This is a genomic window from Hoeflea algicola, from assembly GCF_026619415.1.
GTDB classification, from domain to species: Bacteria; Pseudomonadota; Alphaproteobacteria; order Rhizobiales; family Rhizobiaceae; genus Hoeflea; species Hoeflea algicola.
In genome coordinates this window covers 1624094-1639394 of record NZ_JAOVZR010000001.1, presented here as the reverse complement: position 1 = coordinate 1639394, position 15301 = coordinate 1624094, and the positions used below count along the sequence as shown (strand labels likewise).

Sequence of the window (15301 nt, the reverse complement as noted above, 5' to 3'; positions counted from 1 at the left end):
GTGCTTCAAGAGGGATAAAGCCGGGCGATTGTCGATGCTGCACCTCCAGGTGCTATTCTGTGCTGACGAAAACAAGTCATCGCAATGAGCGGGAAACGAGCGATGCGGATAGGGCTTGGTTGGCCGTCTGTCTATTAAGCATGTTAATCCACGATCAGTTTTTGGCAATTCGGCGTTTTCCGCCGATGTTGCCCGGATCGGTGGAAAACTCGGTGAGGAAACGGTCGTCAAAATCGGCGAAGTCGATGGCACGGTCGACGTCCGGGAAGCTCACGAAACCCTTGTCGATGTGCAGCATTCTTTCCTTGCCGAGCCGGTTGAGCGAACGATTGACGTGGACTGTCGACAGCCCCATGCAATCGCCAATCTGTTCTTGCGTCAGCTCAAGGTCGAAGCCTTTTGCGGAGGCCATGCCGACCTGCTCAAGGCGGGTCCACAATTCGAGCAGGAAATGTAGAATCCTCTGTGCTGCAGTGCGCGCGCCCAAGGAAATCTTGTGCTCGGAGAGAATATTGGAATGGCGCATTGTCATCCAGTCGAGCCCAGAAGCCAGCACCGGAAAGCGGCGGTGAATCTCAAGAATGCGGACAGGCTCGATAAGTGCAAGCGAGGCCTTTGTCAGCGCCGAAGCCGAGTAGATTGACGAATGGTTGAAGTTGATGTGCAAGCCGATGAAATCGCCTGGCAACGATATGCCGATAATCAGGCGACGACCGGCGGGCGTGATCTTGAAGCGAATGATCCAGCCGCGTCGGACGAGAAACGTCACCCGCATGTGCTCGCCATCATGGATGAATTCGTCACCTTTTTCGACCACCGCCTGATTGACCTGCATGGTCTCGAGGTAATCCACCTCTTCGGCAGTCAGCAAAACCGACCTGCCGAGGCGCCTGACCAGCGAACTCGCATTTTCGGGGATGGCGCTTTGGTTGACAGGCGGCATGGGCGCCCTTTCAAAATAGGGAAAGTCCGGCAACAGATATGCCGGACTTTCCAGAGTAGCTGATTAGCTGCGGCCAAGCCATTCGTCGATTTCGCGCTCGGCGTCGTCGCGGGTCTTGCCATAGCGGGCCTGAATCTTGCCGGCCAGTTCATCGCGACGGCCTTCAACGACATCGAGGTCGTCATTGGTCAGCTTGCCCCATTGTGCCTGGGCCTTGCCCTTGTACTCGTTCCACTTGCCTTCAACGATATCCCAGTTCATTTCAATTCTCCTTTTGAGGATCGGTTTGAGCCGTTTGCGGTTTTCGCCGTCGGCCTGAGCATCCAACGCGGTTAGAAGTAGTTGGTTCCCGCGATAGCCAGAATTTTCGTGCGCTGGCGTCGATTTTCCGATTTATGATCAGCGGCTTAGATTGCATTCAAGGTGAAATAGCCGACCGCTGAAACAGTGGCAGTGAGAAGGGTGCCCCAGATCAGGTCGACGATGGTCAAGCCGACGGGCCAGTTCTTCAACGTCGCCAGATTGGTGAAGTCATAGGCACCGTAAGCGGCAATGCCGAGCACGGCTCCAAGTATAGCCGCCTGCCAAACGCCGCCATCCAAACGGATGGCCGGTGCAGAAGCCAGCAGCACAATGGCGGCTGAATAGAAAACGTAAAAGGCGGCAGCCACCGGAAAGCTGATTTGGCTAGCCATCAGATCGCCGAGTTGGTCGCGATAGAAATTTCTGGCGATCAGGCCAAGCCAAAGCCCATCCAGGATCAGAATGGCGAGGGCCGCAGCGGCCCACGCCTTCCAGAAGCCCGTAGGGATCATGCGGTTTCTCGGGATTCGCGCAGAGCCAGCGGGAATATTACATGCGCCGTTTCGCCCAGATCCGGCTCGTCGCCGCTCAGATTGGCCATGGCGATTTCCCAGGCAAAGCGGACAACGCTGCCTGATGATGCCCAGATATCGGCTTCGGACGGGTCAAAACGCAGCAGCAGCAGATTGGGATCCTGCTTGCCATGTTCGAACCAGGCGCCAACCACGGACGACCAGAACTTGTCGATCAGAGAGGTGTCGGTTTCAGCACTCATCGTGCCCGAGATGCTGGCATGATAATCATGGTCGGGTCCGATAAGACAGATCCGCGCGCGGCTTGACGGATATGCTTTGATGGCCGAACCCATGGCTGAATCACGCTTGGTGTAAAACCAGATTCCGCGCCGGTCTTCGTCCACTTGCGGCGCCATCGGCTGCATTGGATGGCCCGCCTGATCGAGCCCGACCATGACCGCGTGGGTGTCGTCGAGAATATCGAAAAGCTGTTCGATCGGTTCGTCTCTGGTTTTTTTCAGATCGGTCATGGAAGTTCCTTTCATGGTTTCCATGACAACGCGCCTCCGGCCTTCGGGTTCCCGCGATCGTCAGCCGATCTTCGCCGGATCGGGTTGGCTCGGCGTGAGCACACGCAAACCGCCTGCATGGCAGATGAATTCGATCTCCGATTCCAGATCGACGATTTCGCCATCGATGGCAGCCTTTGCGCGTCGATGCCTGGTCGGGAATTTCAGAACCAGCTGCTGCGCGGATTCAACCTGAACATAGGGATTGTCCAGGAGCGCACCGCGGGCCACATCGAGCGTCATCCGCAGCACGGTGGCAGAACTGTAGGCTCGAGCGCGGTAAAGCCCCAGCACACCGCCATCGAGAACCGGGGCGAAGGGGACGGGTGAATCGCCAAACAGGTTGTTGGACACCGACACGGCCGACACGATGGTTCTGCGCGTCTCGCCCTCAAGGCTGGTTTCGACGCTCAACCGTGGCGGGGCAAGGATGACCTTGCCGAGGGCATTCAGCGTGGCGGTCATTTTCCGCAACCGCGTCGAGGTGTCGAGATGCGAGCGCAGGCTGATGAGCCGTTCATGAAGGCCCACCGAATATTGATGTATGAAAGCGCGGCCATTGGCCGTGGCAATATCGAGATCGCGCGGCTCGGCCTGTTGCAGCGCCTCGACCGCTTCATAAGGGTCGAGCGGCAGGCCAAGGCTGCGCGCGAACAGGTTCATGGTCCCAAGCGGCAGCACGCCGAGCACCTTGCCCGCGCGGAAACAAGCCGCTGCCGCAGCCGAGATGGTGCCGTCGCCGCCGCCGGCAATGATGCCGTCGATGTTTTTCTCGCTGGTAGCCTGGTCGAGAACTTCACAGATTTCAGAGCCGGCGGCCAGTTTGACGACGTAGTCGGTGGGGTCCTGTCCGAGAGTGTTGGCGCCCAAAGTTTGAGCGACGTGGTTGCCAAATTCCTGGCTGTCCATGCCGCGGATGGTTCCACCGTCCCGGTTGAGCACGATCATCATCCGCATGGAGTTGTACTGCCTGTAGTTGGTTTTGAGATATCTCTTTAACACAGTAAGAATGCAGCCCGGACGGATAGGTTCCTTCGCGCAGGCGCACTTCCGGCGAGTTCGTGCATTGAAGTCGGATCATTTGAAGGAATTCCCCATGAAAATGAAATCGGTTCTGACACTCAACGGGTTGTTGGGAATTCCCGGAGGCATCGCCATTGGGCTGTGGTTGCTGGCCATTCCGCTGATCTGGCTCGATACCCAGTACACGCTTTTCGGCAGCCCGTTGCCGTTCTGGCTGGCGATCTCAGATGACACAGCCCGATCGCTGCTGGCGACCATCGCCACGGCGGCGATCACCACGCTTGGTCTGGTCTACTCGATCATGCTGGTGGTGTTCACGCTGGCTGCGGGAAATATCGCGCCACGGTTGCTGCAACGATTTTCCAGAGACCGGGTCAATCAGGTCACCGCCGGACTTCTGGGTGGCACGTTCCTGTTTTCGCTCAGCGTGCTGCGGGCAACCGGGCCGGATCTGAGACCGGAATTTTCTATTGCCATGGCTTTTGTGCTGGCGGCCGTATCCGTGCTTCAGGTGATTCATTTCGTTCACTCGGTGTCGCGCAGCGTGACGATTGATGCCGAAGTCGCCAAAATCTCCGAGCATCTGGAGCGACAGGTCAACGCACTGCTGGCTGAAACCGATCAGCGAGACGAGGAGGAGTTCGATGAACAAGACCTCGATGCCGCCATCAAGGCGCAACAATCGGGGTATGTGACCATCATCGACGAGACAGCCCTGCTTGAACTTGCCCGTCACCACCAAGCCATGATCGCGGTTCGTGTCGCGCCGGGCGATTTCGTGCTGTCGGGACAAGTTCTGGCTGCCGCCGGTTTCGCTGCAGATGACGAGGAGGCCATCGCCGCTGTCCATGCCGCGATCAGCTTGGAGCCCTATCGCGGCGCGGTCGATGACATCCGTTTTTCGATCCGTATTCTCCTCGAGATTGCGTTGCGGGCATTGTCGCCGGGCGTCAATGACAGCTTTACCGCAGTAACCTGTGCCGACCGTATCGCCGCGGCGCTGGTGCTGCCTGTATCGGAAGGGTTGCGCGGTGATGTCCGCAGCGACCGCGACGGGGTGGCGCGGCTCAAAGTGCCGGGTCTGTCACTGGAAGACCTGCTCAACATGACATTGCACCCGTTGCGGCAGGCTTCGAGGGGCAACATCCTGATGCTCGATCACCTCGGCGTGGTGCTGAATTCGTTGTATTCGGTGGCTGGATCTGACGCGCGGGCGTTAATCAGAGTGCATGGCAAGGCGCTGCTGGAGACGGCGGCTGCCGGAGAGCCGATTGCACAGGATCTAGACTTTTTGCGCAAGCGGCTGGATTTCGAGGTCGATAGCTGAAGCCGAGGCAACCACACGGTGTCAGGCACAGCGGTTCATGCTGTTTGATCCGACGTGCCGTCAGTTCACGCGCGTGGTTTCGTCAGCATGATCCGATCGTGCCATGGCATTGAGGTCGATCTGCGGATTGATCAATTCAATGGCGACTTCAATCTCGCCTTCGGCAGTCACGTCCCAGACTATCTCGGCATCCTCATAGAACAGGGCCGGATCGATCTCGACGCATTTGCCCATGGTCTTTCCATACTTGCCATCCGCGATCTGCAGCGCGGGGCGAAGTTCAAGTTCGCACTGCTGCATGCTCTCGTAGGCGACGGTGGGGGCGGGCTGTTCGGTACAGGTCTGCAAGTCGTTGCTGCAAGCGATCAGCAGCATGAAGGCTGCGATATGTTCCATGACGCTTCTCCTTTGGCATTACAACGCCAGCGCTTCATGGAGGTTCCATCGTATCCGGGCAGGCCTCGGCTTGATCCGCACGGGAGGCGTGCACTCAAGGTCTCGTATGCCTCGGCTCGGCTTCATACTGGGATTCGGGAATGACCAGTTGATAGATCATCTTGTTGTCTGAGGTCTCGTGGCGCACCCCGGCTGAAAGCGCCTGCGGGACAATGCGTCCGAGCACGGCGCCGGAGAAGCCGTTCTTGTGGTTTGTCTGTATTTCAGTTTCGGCGGGTGGCGTCGCAAATGTTTCGGTCCAGGTCAGGGTCAACTCCGGAACCTGCTGGTCGTTAAGGTGTTCGCTTGCTTCAAGTTCAACCTTGCCGCCAGCTGGGCCGAGCGCACCCCTGGCGAGGGAATCGACGGTGAGCTCGTGCAGCGCCAGACCAAGATGCAAAGCGGCGTTGGGAAACAGGTAGGGGTCATCACCGGTGATCGTAAAACGTGGCGCATTTTTGCCCACCAGTGGCTGCAACTGCGATTGCGTCAAGGCGAACAGTTCGGCGCCGCGCCAGTCGGATGCCGTCACAAGATCCTGGGATTGCGCCATCGACTGCACCCGATTGCGAAAAGCGAACAGGAAATCGTTGAGCCCCTGGGATGATCGTGCGGTCTGGGAGGCGACGGATTGAATGATCGCCAGCAGGTTCTTGGAGCGATGACTCAATTCGCGCAAAAGCGTCTTCAGCACGGTTTCCCGGTACTTGATGTCGTCGATATCGAGAATGGTTGTGAACAATCCTATCACAGCGCCGTCAGCGTCGGTGTCGGGATCGATATGCAACATGAACCAGTGCCGCTCGTTATCTGCATCACGCAGGATTTCGAGCTTGATAGTTTCACCGGTCTGAATCACCTGCTGCTTGGCGGAGAGCACCTTGGCGGCCTGCTGGGCGTTGAATATTTGGTCGTCGGAGGCGCCTTCAAGATCAGTGTCGAGGGGCCAGTTTCCGGGGAGGTTGGCGGCATAACGAATGGCCAGATCGGTATCCTGATACATCATCGATACGCCAGCACTTCGTAGCCCCGCCAAAACAATTCGCAGCCGATCGGACTCCTTAACCGATGATAGTTTCATGGTGGGCTCTTCACTTCGGTAACATTTTCATTCGGACAGCAATGGGGCGCCGGATGTTCTCCGACGCCCGTTGCAAACAAGTGGGTCAATTGTTGCGATCATCATACTTTGCGAAAGAAATTCATAACCAGCGAAATGACCAGAAGCGCCAGGAACAGGAAGAACAGGATCTGGGCGATGCCGGCCGAGGTGCCCGCGATTCCGCCAAACCCGAGCACGCCCGCAATGATGGCGACGACAAGAAACATGAGAGCGTAATACAGCATCGATATTCTCCTTTGTCATTCGATGTGTAAACAACGCGCTCGACCTTAGTTGGTTCCGGTCAGCTGCGGTGCATCGGCGGCTGTGTTGAAAAACAGGGCCTGGCTGATCAACGCCTTGACCATGTCTGGGTTGAAAGGCTTGGTCACCAGAAACGCCGGTTCCGGCTTTTCGCCGGTCAGCAGCCGCTCGGGGAAGGCGGTGATGAAGATCACCGGCAACGCCTCATCCTTGAGAATGTCGTTGACCGCATCGATGCCGGAACTGCCGTCGGCGAGCTGGATATCGGCCAGAACCATCTTTGGCTTGGTTCGCTTGTAGAGCTCGAGCGCCTCGGAATGGGTCCGAGCCACGCCGGTGACACGGTGGCCAAGGGTTTCGACCATGTCTTCAATGTCCATGGCGATCAGCGGCTCGTCTTCGATGATCATGATGTCGGTTGCCACCTGGCTGGAGATTTCCATGGCCGCGGTCTCGAGCAGGCTGGAAAGGGTGGCTTCCTCGACGTCAAGAACATCAGCGGCTTCCATGGTGTTGAAGCCCTCGACAGCGATCAGAAGGAACGCCTTGCGCGCCTGCGGGGTTACCGCTTCAAGGTTGGCGGCGGCCCTTCTTTCCCAGCCGAATGGCGTGGGATGTTCAGGTAATGGAACCGATAGGCTGTCAAACAGTTTACAAAACAGCTTGTAGAGCGCGACCCGGTCATCTCCGGATTTGGGGAAAATGCTCAGATCTGCGATCAGCGCTTCGAGCGTGGCGGCGACAAAAGCGTCTCCGGATGTTTGGGATCCGGTTACCGCACGCGAGAAGCGGCGGAGATAGGGAAGGTGCGGCGCGATGCGCATGGACAGTGTCGACATTATGTACCCCTTGATAGTCCACTGGACGTGGCAACAACCATAAAACGCGCTGTCTGGAAAAAAGTTCCGATGGCTTGGAACTTTTTTTGTCATGGCGCATTCTAAACCTTATGTGTTCATTCTGAGAGAGCTGGCAAGGGCATGATCAATCGAGACAACAAAGACGCCTCAAACAACGGAGATCGGCCTGACCACGGTGCGTCAGACGCCATCGCTTCTCGGTTGAAGCAATATTACAAATCTGTCGAAGCAGAGCCCATTCCCGACCAGCTGCTGGATCTTCTGGAAAAACTGGATGAGGCTGAACGCTCAGGTGGCGACAATGGTGCGAACTGAGATGGATGTTCCCAAAACCATGTCCACCGATGCCGGAGACGGTTTTTCCTTCAAACGAGAGATGCTGGCCGCGCTTCCAAGCTTGCGCGCATTCTCCGTTTCCCTGGCCCGCCGTCACGACCGCGCCGATGATCTGGTCCAGGAGACCGTCATGAAGGCGTGGTCAAAGCAGGAAAGTTTCCAGCCGGGCACCAATATGCGGGCCTGGCTTTTCACCATTCTGCGCAATGAATTTTACAGCCAGATGCGGCGCAAGGGCCGGGAACTGCCTGATCCTGATGGCGTTTTCGCCGGCAATCTGGCCACCCATCCGGAACAATATGGCAAGCTCGACATGGCCGATTTCAAGGAGGCGCTCGACACCTTGCCGGATGATCAGCGTGAAGCCATCGTGCTGATCGGGGCTTCCGGGTTTTCCTATGAAGAGGCGGCGGAAATTGCTGGTGTGGCTGTCGGCACTATCAAGAGCAGGGTCAACCGTGCGCGCACCAAGCTCCAGGAACTTCTCACAATTACCGGGGAAAGCGACTATGGCCCCGACCAGACCTCGGCGCCGCTGGTCAACAAGGCGTTCCCCGGGCGATAAATTGGCCTTTGCCCGTCTGAGGCCAGTTCACTTCATGGGGTGAACTGACACCTCCAAGCATACCGTCCCGGCAGGCATTGCCCCCGGGATGGTTGATCTCTCAAGCCATTGTCTCCGCGCACTTCCGAAAAGTGGAAACGCGGGAAGAAAGATTGCTTACGCTGCGGCGGCGGTAGTGCTGCCGAGCTGTTTGTTCCAATCCGCGTACCAGTTCCGGAACAGAGTATATTGGGCTTCGGCATAATTGCGCTGGGCATCGGTCAGTGCATCGGTCTCGTTGAAATGCAGCGTGTATTCGGTGTCTCCGTTGAGCACCATAAGATGCTTGTAGTAGAGCACCAGATCACAGCCCTCATCAAAAGAAGACAGCACCCCGAGCGCGGCTTCAAGCTGCAGCGCCCGGGTCCGCGCCTCGGCGTTGCCTGATGCAGCCTGCTGACACAGCTGCATCAGGTGCAGAACCTCTTTCGGCAGCGCGTTGCCAACCCCGGTGATGGCGCCCCCGGCACCGCAATTGATAAAGCCGTGGCAGACCGCAGTATCGACACCGACCATCAGCGTGATGCCGTCTTCCGGGGAGGTGATATTTTCAGCGGCGTAACGCAAATCGTCGGCACCGCCGAATTCCTTGAACCCGATCAGGTTGGGATGTTGCCTGCGCAGCTCAAAGAACAAGTCACCGCGGGTGGCAAAGCCGTAATAGGGGCTGTTGTAAATTACCGCCGGCAGGGCAGGGGCGGCGGAAAGGATGGCGCTGAAATGCGCGCGCTGGGCTGTGACAGAACTGCCGCGCGAGAGAACCCTCGGGATCACCATCAGTCCCTGCGCGCCGACTTCGGCAGCGTGGGCGGCATGGGCAACGGCCTGCCGTGTGTTAACGGCACCGGTACCGACAATGGTCGGGATGCCGGCTTCAACCAGCCGAGCCACACCCTGCATGCGCTGCTCGTCGGTCAGCAGCGGCCAGTCGCCCATGGAGCCGCAATAGACAACGGCCGACATGCCAGCCGAGATGAGTTCCTTGGCTTTGCGCACCAGTGCGTCGAAATCGGGGGTCCTGTCGGCCTTGCAAGGGGTCATCAGGGCGGGAATGCAGCCGGTGAATATGTTCTTGGTCATAGTGGTGTCCTTCAAGAAAAGGCGAGGTCAAGGGCCGTTGCGTGTGGTTGCGAATGCACGGGTGCGAAATGGATTGCCGCCCGGATGCGCAGGACGGGGGCGTTTGTGTGTTTGATGAACGTACAATAGAATATTGGATCCAATTTGCAATATGAAATATTCCTCGATTTAGACAAGGCACGCGGATATGATGGATGGTGATCTGTTGTGCGTGATTTGTTTCGGGAGCGGGTCCGGTGCGCATGTGTGAGCTGTCTGATGCGCTTTGTGCTGTGGCGGCTCGGGGCAGGTGGATTGGCTGGCGGCGCTGAAGGAGAGTGTTTGTGAAGTTGAATGCAGTGGATATTTCCAAGTCCGCCTCCGCCGCCTCGATCGTGTTCGATGCCTTGCGCACGGCGATCATCGATGGTGAGCTGGAGGACGGCGCGCCGCTGCGCCAGGACGAAATCGCCAAACTTTTCAACACCAGCCGAATTCCGGTGCGTGAAGCGATCACCATGCTCGAGCAACAGGGCCTTGTCGTCACTCGACGCTACAAGGGCGCCACCGTTGCCGGCCTGTCGCCGGACGAGGCCAGCGAGATCTTTGATTTCCGCGCGCTGCTCGAAGGCTCGGTCATCGAAGCGGCGGTGCCAAAGATGTCCAGGGAAACACTGCAAAGCGCGCGCGCTTGTCTTGAGGCGTTTTCGCAATCGTCAGATCCGATGAGCTGGGGCGCGCTCAATCGCAAATTCCATTATGAGCTCTACAAGGACAGCGGCCTTTCCTACCATCTGCAAATCATCAACAATGCGCTCGATCGCATCGACCGCTACCTGCGGGCGCAGATCCTGATGTCAAACGGGATGGAACGCGCCAATGCCGAGCACCTGGCTATTCTAGCTGCCTGCGAAAGTGGTCGCGCGAAAGACGCCGCGGAACTGACGCGACGCCATATTCTAGGCGCCAAGACGACCCTTCTGGACGCCTTGAACGCGAAGTAGGCGTTTGAGGTTGGCAGGAGAAGCAGCAACCTGTTGCGCTGGCGGATCAGGATGGCGGCGTTCCCGGGCAGGCCAGATATTTTGTTTTAAGCCGGACTCGATAGTTGCGGTCTTTCATCGAGTTTCAGTCCGGCCACAAGCTTGTTTCAGTCACCATTCCCGTGGCCGCGATGGGCGTCGACCAAAGTGTCGACAAACGCCCGGACCTTCGGGCTGGTCAGATGGGCAGGGGCGTGCAGGACCCAGGCTTCGATGTTGCGATTGGCAACTTTAGCCCAGGCCCGAAGCCTGCCGTCACGCAGGTCCTGTTCAATAAGCCAAGCGGGAAGCAAGGCCGCTCCGGCGCCGGAAAGAACGGCATCATAAACCAGCATCATTGATGAGCATCTGAGGATTTCGCGCGGAATGATGCGGAGAGGCTCATTCTCTCTGATCACGTTCCAGGCAGTCTGCCCACTTGAGGCTGACAGGATCACCGCATCGATGATTTCGTCTTGCGCTGTGGGAGGCTGCATATCGGGCGAGGCTGCGAGCAGGATTTCTGTGCGCAGGAAACATTTTCCGACCAGATCGGAGTTGGGTGCGGGGTTCGCGCGAATGACCAGATCGTAACCCTCGGCCACTGGATCGACGAAGCGGTCGTCAATATCGATCGCCAGCTTCACCTCGGGATATTTCTTCACGAATGATGCTGCGAACGCCCCCATGCGCGACCGCGCAAGCAAGGAGGGAACGCTAACCCGCAGGCTGCCGCGAACCCGTCCGTCCCGAGCACTGACCTCCGCGCCCGCTGCGACCAGATCTGCGAGAAGGGGGCTGCCCGCGCGAACAGGATACGGCCATCTTCGGTCATCTGCATCCGGCGTCCACCCCGCTCCAGCAGCAGTGTTCCCAGACTGACCTCAAGCTGGCGTACGTGCCGCGATATCGTGGCTTTTGGGACACCCGTCTCGCGACTGGCGGCGTTAAGCCCGCCATGCCTGGCAACAGCCACGAAGTGTGACATCGCTTCAAAATTCGGCTGTTCCATTTTCGGACCACCTTGTTTCAGTATCCGCACTATGTGCAGCTGTTATGAAACACTAACTCTGGGGTCAGACGCAAGGAAGGCAATAGTGATGTCTCCCGAACCCGATTGAAAACATGCCGTCGAAGGCAAGGCAACATCATTTCAGGCCAGGTCCAGCGGCAACAAAAGGGATTAGCTACAATGACCGACATCTGGACCCCAGCTAAAATCGGCGTCACCGATATCTCTAACCGCCTTGCAATGGCTCCCATGACCCGTAGCCGCGCGCAAGCGGATGGCACGCCGGGCGCACTGGCTGCACTCTATTACGAACAGCGCGCGGGTATGGGGTTGATCGTTACCGAAGGCACACAACCCTCGGAGGATGGCCAGGGATATCTGGCCACGCCGGGGATCTACAACGATGCGCATAAAAAGGGGTGGCAGAAGATTACGTCCGCCGTTCATGCCAAGGGATCGCGCATCTTCCTTCAACTGATGCATGTCGGACGCACCTCGCATCCTGACAACACTACGCATCATCGACAGCCAGTTGCTCCTTCGGCGATCAAGCCCGGCAATCAAATCTTCACCGTGAAAGGCATGCAGCCGATCCCGGAACCCCGTTCGCTGACGATCGAAGAAATTGCGCAGACCGTGAATGATTTCCGCACAGCCGCCCGCTGCGCGATTGATGCCGGCGCGGATGGTGTCGAAATCCACGGGGCGAATGGATACCTCATTCAGCAGTTCTTTGCCCCCAATGCCAATTTGCGGGAGGACGTTTATGGTGGCGGCATCGAAAATCGTACGCGCTTAGCCATCGAGGTGGCCCAAGCCGTGGCAGACGAGATCGGGGCCAAACGCACTGGCATTCGTCTATCGCCCGGCGCGACGCTTGGCGGTTTGCAGGAAGGTGTCGAGGGGCCAAACCTCTACCGCTACCTGGTGAGTGAACTCAACAAGCTGGAGTTGGCTTATGTTCATATCATGCATCTGGGCAACGATGCGCTGCTGGCTGATATCCGCGCGAGTTGGGATCAGGCGCTTATCCTCAACCGCCCCGGTCGCGCGCTGGAAGATGTTGGGTCGGATATAAGGACCGGCCTGGCGGACGTGGAGTCCTACGGTCAATTCGTCCTGTCTACGCCTGACTTTGTCGAGCGGCTCAAATCCGGTGCTCAGATGAATGAACCCGACCGTGCCAGCTATTACGGCGGTGGGGCTGAGGGGTATGTCGATTATCCGACACAATCGGAAGCCGTTGTTGCGTGATGGCCCGACCAACCTGACCGCAACGTGAAACCTGACACCGGATGGAGTGGGTGGTTGCGCCGCTCCCTATCCAAGCCTCGCGCATGCCTGGATGAAGGCTGCCTTGCTCGAATGGTGCGAATACAACCCGTACTGGCTGATCTGGCGATTGTGTCCCGCAGCCTCGTGTAGCTTCTGACATTTACTGGCTCTTCCGGTTGGCCGGATGGAATGTTCGTGTGCCAGCAGTGGCGCGCGGACCAACCCTGCTCATGCCGAAGAGTACGGCGACCAATGCCGTAAGCTTCGCCATGCGCAGGGGATGATCCTTGCGGTTGCCATTAGACCGCCAAGAAGCGCTTCAGAATGCGGTGCGTACACTCGCGCCGACCCAGGCGTTTGCAGTTTCACCGGAACTGGTCACATTGCCGACAACCGAAAACGTTGCATCGCCAAATTTTGCTTCAACACCGAGCCCGGCACGTGCCCAGTCCTGCTCGTAAGCGGCCGTCGTCAGATTGAAGGCGCCAAGGCCAACAACCTGACCAGTGGCGTTGCTGCCGGCAGATTCGAAACGGTGTACAGCCTCCAAAGTGCCAATCAGATTGAACGTCTCGGTAACTGGAATCCGCGCATCCATCCCGATGCGGGCTTCGGTTGAGGTATCGCACAGCCTGTTGAAACTGGCCGGAAAGGCGCCACCGGTTTCGGTATAGCCGGCCATGCAGGCGCGTGCGTGCGAACCTTCAACATAGGGTGAGAAAAACGGCACAAAACCCTCCAGTTGCAAACGGCCGCGGATACCGAAGCCGGATACATCGGTCTTGCCTCTAGAGGTCGAAATCAGACCACCATTGGCTCGATAATTGCGCGTGATGTCGGCGCCGCCAATGAGTGCGGTGCCAGTCAGTACGCCCCAAATGCTGCCGGCATCGGTGGCGTAGAGCTGTCCGATGGTTTCAAGCTTGGCGTAGGTCGTCAAAACGTCGGTGGTGCCGCCAAAGGCGGAACTCTGGCTGTTGCCTGAAACGCCAATTGCGCCGTTGAGTTGGATTGCGCCGATATTACGCCCCACACCGACTTCGCCAAGTGCAACTGAGCCGTCGCGCGTGCCATGATCGTCACGGCCCAGGTCGCCACCGACCCACGCGATATTGCGCTGTTCCGGTGCGCGCCGGTCCAACGGCCGGCTCCCCGCGCCATTCAGCAACAGGCCAAGGCCGTTTACCGTCGTTGCGTTTGTGGCTGCTGCATTGCCTAATGTCGCATTCAGGTCGGTCAAGGTGATAAGGCCCACGCCTGCACCGCCGCCTGCGTTGTCGCCATTGCCAGTGCCGCCGCCTGCGTTGTCGCCATTGCCAGTGCCGCCGCCTGCGTTGTCGCCATTGCCAGTGCCGCCGCCTGCGTTGTCGCCATTGCCAGTGCCGCCGCCTGCGTTGTCGCCATTGCCAGTGCCGCCGCCTGCGTTGTCGCCATTGCCAGTGCCGCCGCCTGCGTTGTCGCCATTGCCAGTACCGCCGCCTGCGTTGTCGCCATTGCCAGTGCCGCCACCTGCGTTGTCGCCATTGCCGGTGCCGCCACCTGTGTTGTCACCATCGCCGGTGCCGCTACCGGTGTTGTCGCCATCGCCTGCGCCGTCGCTGCCGGACGTGTCCGTGGCATAGCTGCAGGTTGAAGGCCCGGTGCCGTTACCACGAGCGATATACAAATCGGAGCGGACAAAGGGCCCGAACCCGGCTGGGAAAGTGCTGCCAACCACAACGCTGCCGTCGCAATTGGTTGCACGCGCGGTATAGGTGCTGCCGTCAAGAATTGTCACGCCGCTTGTGCGCAGCCATTGCTCGACACTGACAAGGCCGCTGGTTTCGTCCCAGCGGAAGCCGGAGGGGAAGCCCGGGTCAGCAATGTCGCCAACCAGAACCTGCCCGTTGCCCGACACCCCGTATGCGATTGATCCGCGCTCTGTCTGGCCAAGGGTCGAAACAACACCATCTACCCAGCGGACTGCTACCTGACGAACGCCCATCTGGGAACTACCACCAATTACCCTGCCATCATAAGAAACATCCAGAGCATTGGAGCTGCCGCCTCCGAGGGTTTGTAGCGCCACCATACCTGTCGCCTCTGTCCAGGAAAAGGCGCGCGGAATCGTTGGAGATGTAAAGCCAGAGGAAATGCCAACAGCAACCGCACCATCACCGGAGGTCGCGTAAGCATTTGCAGTGACTTCATCGCCATCAAGTTGGCCAAGGCTGAGCATGCCGGCAGCGCTGGTCCAGCGCATGGCGCGTAAACGTCCGCCGTCATCATAGGAACTGCCGACAATAACGTTGCCATCGGCCGAAATACCCAGACCGCTTGAATTGTTGGAGCCGAGCGAACCGAGATCCTGGAAACCGCCTGCACTGGTCCAGCGATAGGCGCGGTTCCCTGTGGTGCCGGAACCAAGGATAGAATTGTTGGCAGTGCCGGTGAAAACAGTGCCGTCGCCGGATATGCCCAGCGTATCGAGCTTGAACAATATACCGCGCGACACACCGCCCAGCGTGGTGAACCCGGTGGCTTCAGTCCAGACCATGGCATGACTGGAAGATCCGCCATCCAGCGGATCAGTATTGCCGATCACAACCGAACCGTCATCAGATACACCGGTGCCCTTCACCCTTGTCCCGGTGTTTGAATAATCCTGGGCAC

Annotated in this window: 18 protein-coding genes; 5 read left to right on the top strand and 13 right to left on the bottom strand. The window is 58.4% G+C overall.

Translation table 11 applies throughout. From position 1 onward, the window contains the following. Positions 1-154: 154 nt before the first annotated feature. The 5 genes from OEG84_RS08040 to OEG84_RS08020 form a co-directional block, all read right to left on the bottom strand. Positions 155-943, bottom strand: coding sequence for a Crp/Fnr family transcriptional regulator (locus tag OEG84_RS08040; RefSeq protein ID WP_267653264.1), 789 nt, complete (start codon positions 941-943; stop codon positions 155-157). A gap of 63 nt (positions 944-1006) precedes the next feature. After that, positions 1007-1204, bottom strand: a complete 198-nt coding sequence (locus OEG84_RS08035) for a CsbD family protein (protein WP_267653263.1) — start codon at positions 1202-1204, stop codon at positions 1007-1009. Positions 1205-1350: 146 nt separating this feature from the next. Beyond that, positions 1351-1758: a DUF2177 family protein gene (locus OEG84_RS08030; RefSeq protein WP_267653261.1), complete on the bottom strand. Its 408-nt coding sequence runs from the start codon at positions 1756-1758 to the stop codon at positions 1351-1353. Further along, positions 1755-2291, bottom strand: a complete 537-nt coding sequence (locus tag OEG84_RS08025; RefSeq protein WP_267653260.1) for a pyridoxamine 5'-phosphate oxidase family protein — start codon at positions 2289-2291, stop codon at positions 1755-1757. The genes OEG84_RS08030 and OEG84_RS08025 overlap by 4 nt, the downstream gene beginning before the upstream one ends. Positions 2292-2351: 60 nt before the next feature. Further along, positions 2352-3287 (bottom strand): diacylglycerol/lipid kinase family protein, encoded by a 936-nt coding sequence (locus tag OEG84_RS08020; protein WP_267653259.1) that lies wholly within the window; start codon positions 3285-3287, stop codon positions 2352-2354. A gap of 139 nt (positions 3288-3426) precedes the next feature. Here OEG84_RS08020 and OEG84_RS08015 point away from each other — a divergent pair, with 139 nt between their 5' ends. Next, positions 3427-4680 (top strand): DUF2254 domain-containing protein, encoded by a 1254-nt coding sequence (locus OEG84_RS08015; protein ID WP_267653258.1) that lies wholly within the window; start codon positions 3427-3429, stop codon positions 4678-4680. Positions 4681-4740: 60 nt separating this feature from the next. On the opposite strand, the gene OEG84_RS08010 is transcribed toward OEG84_RS08015, so the two are convergent. From OEG84_RS08010 to OEG84_RS07995, 4 genes are all read right to left on the bottom strand, one after another. After that, positions 4741-5076, bottom strand: coding sequence for a hypothetical protein (locus OEG84_RS08010; protein WP_267653257.1), 336 nt, complete (start codon positions 5074-5076; stop codon positions 4741-4743). Positions 5077-5170: 94 nt separating this feature from the next. Then, positions 5171-6196, bottom strand: a complete 1026-nt coding sequence (locus tag OEG84_RS08005) for a sensor histidine kinase (RefSeq protein ID WP_267653255.1) — start codon at positions 6194-6196, stop codon at positions 5171-5173. A 101-nt stretch (positions 6197-6297) separates the two neighbouring features. Further along, positions 6298-6462: a DUF1328 domain-containing protein gene (locus OEG84_RS08000; RefSeq protein WP_267653254.1), complete on the bottom strand. Its 165-nt coding sequence runs from the start codon at positions 6460-6462 to the stop codon at positions 6298-6300. A 45-nt stretch (positions 6463-6507) separates the two neighbouring features. Continuing rightward, entirely contained in the window at positions 6508-7320 is an 813-nt protein-coding gene (locus OEG84_RS07995; protein ID WP_267653253.1) for a response regulator, read from the bottom strand. A 141-nt stretch (positions 7321-7461) separates the two neighbouring features. Here OEG84_RS07995 and OEG84_RS07990 point away from each other — a divergent pair, with 141 nt between their 5' ends. Further along, complete coding sequence (locus tag OEG84_RS07990) at positions 7462-7656, top strand: NepR family anti-sigma factor (RefSeq protein ID WP_267653252.1); 195 nt, start codon at positions 7462-7464, stop codon at positions 7654-7656. Further along, positions 7643-8242 carry an RNA polymerase sigma factor gene (locus OEG84_RS07985; protein ID WP_425602830.1) on the top strand — a complete coding sequence of 200 codons (600 nt, stop codon included), beginning with the start codon at positions 7643-7645 and terminating at the stop codon, positions 8240-8242. The genes OEG84_RS07990 and OEG84_RS07985 overlap by 14 nt, the downstream gene beginning before the upstream one ends. Positions 8243-8398: 156 nt before the next feature. Here the strand turns inward: OEG84_RS07985 and OEG84_RS07980 are convergent, their stop codons facing one another. Beyond that, positions 8399-9361, bottom strand: a complete 963-nt coding sequence (locus OEG84_RS07980) for a dihydrodipicolinate synthase family protein (RefSeq protein WP_267653251.1) — start codon at positions 9359-9361, stop codon at positions 8399-8401. A 323-nt stretch (positions 9362-9684) separates the two neighbouring features. Here OEG84_RS07980 and OEG84_RS07975 point away from each other — a divergent pair, with 323 nt between their 5' ends. Further along, positions 9685-10344 carry a GntR family transcriptional regulator gene (locus OEG84_RS07975; RefSeq protein WP_267653250.1) on the top strand — a complete coding sequence of 220 codons (660 nt, stop codon included), beginning with the start codon at positions 9685-9687 and terminating at the stop codon, positions 10342-10344. A 146-nt stretch (positions 10345-10490) separates the two neighbouring features. Here OEG84_RS07975 and OEG84_RS07970 read toward each other — a convergent pair whose 3' ends face one another. Beyond that, positions 10491-11051, bottom strand: coding sequence for a LysR substrate-binding domain-containing protein (locus tag OEG84_RS07970; RefSeq protein ID WP_267653249.1), 561 nt, complete (start codon positions 11049-11051; stop codon positions 10491-10493). Further along, positions 11024-11374: a helix-turn-helix domain-containing protein gene (locus tag OEG84_RS07965; protein ID WP_267653248.1), complete on the bottom strand. Its 351-nt coding sequence runs from the start codon at positions 11372-11374 to the stop codon at positions 11024-11026. Before OEG84_RS07965 ends, OEG84_RS07970 begins: the two co-directional genes overlap by 28 nt. A gap of 180 nt (positions 11375-11554) precedes the next feature. On the opposite strand from OEG84_RS07965, the gene OEG84_RS07960 reads away from it, so the two are divergent. After that, positions 11555-12628, top strand: coding sequence for an alkene reductase (locus OEG84_RS07960; RefSeq protein ID WP_267653247.1), 1074 nt, complete (start codon positions 11555-11557; stop codon positions 12626-12628). A 340-nt stretch (positions 12629-12968) separates the two neighbouring features. Here the strand turns inward: OEG84_RS07960 and OEG84_RS07955 are convergent, their stop codons facing one another. Continuing rightward, the gene (locus OEG84_RS07955) at positions 12969-15269 is read right to left on the bottom strand and encodes a hypothetical protein (RefSeq protein ID WP_267653246.1); all 2301 of its coding nucleotides are present in this window, start codon (positions 15267-15269) and stop codon (positions 12969-12971) included. Between the last annotated feature and the right edge of the window lie 32 nt (positions 15270-15301).

Coding starts and splice junctions, on each gene's coding strand:
- OEG84_RS08005 (WP_267653255.1), bottom strand. CDS start 6,196: ATGAAACTATCATCGGTTAAGGAGTCCGATCGGCTGCGAATTGTTTTG.
- OEG84_RS08020 (WP_267653259.1), bottom strand. CDS start 3,287: ATGCGGATGATGATCGTGCTCAACCGGGACGGTGGAACCATCCGCGGC.
- OEG84_RS08035 (WP_267653263.1), bottom strand. CDS start 1,204: ATGAACTGGGATATCGTTGAAGGCAAGTGGAACGAGTACAAGGGCAAG.
- OEG84_RS07980 (WP_267653251.1), bottom strand. CDS start 9,361: ATGACCAAGAACATATTCACCGGCTGCATTCCCGCCCTGATGACCCCT.
- OEG84_RS07985 (WP_425602830.1), top strand. CDS start 7,643: ATGGTGCGAACTGAGATGGATGTTCCCAAAACCATGTCCACCGATGCC.
- OEG84_RS08000 (WP_267653254.1), bottom strand. CDS start 6,462: ATGCTGTATTACGCTCTCATGTTTCTTGTCGTCGCCATCATTGCGGGC.
- OEG84_RS08015 (WP_267653258.1), top strand. CDS start 3,427: ATGAAAATGAAATCGGTTCTGACACTCAACGGGTTGTTGGGAATTCCC.
- OEG84_RS07970 (WP_267653249.1), bottom strand. CDS start 11,051: ATGGGGGCGTTCGCAGCATCATTCGTGAAGAAATATCCCGAGGTGAAG.
- OEG84_RS08010 (WP_267653257.1), bottom strand. CDS start 5,076: ATGGAACATATCGCAGCCTTCATGCTGCTGATCGCTTGCAGCAACGAC.
- OEG84_RS07965 (WP_267653248.1), bottom strand. CDS start 11,374: ATGGAACAGCCGAATTTTGAAGCGATGTCACACTTCGTGGCTGTTGCC.
- OEG84_RS07995 (WP_267653253.1), bottom strand. CDS start 7,320: ATGTCGACACTGTCCATGCGCATCGCGCCGCACCTTCCCTATCTCCGC.
- OEG84_RS08030 (WP_267653261.1), bottom strand. CDS start 1,758: ATGATCCCTACGGGCTTCTGGAAGGCGTGGGCCGCTGCGGCCCTCGCC.
- OEG84_RS07960 (WP_267653247.1), top strand. CDS start 11,555: ATGACCGACATCTGGACCCCAGCTAAAATCGGCGTCACCGATATCTCT.
- OEG84_RS08040 (WP_267653264.1), bottom strand. CDS start 943: ATGCCGCCTGTCAACCAAAGCGCCATCCCCGAAAATGCGAGTTCGCTG.
- OEG84_RS08025 (WP_267653260.1), bottom strand. CDS start 2,291: ATGACCGATCTGAAAAAAACCAGAGACGAACCGATCGAACAGCTTTTC.
- OEG84_RS07990 (WP_267653252.1), top strand. CDS start 7,462: ATGATCAATCGAGACAACAAAGACGCCTCAAACAACGGAGATCGGCCT.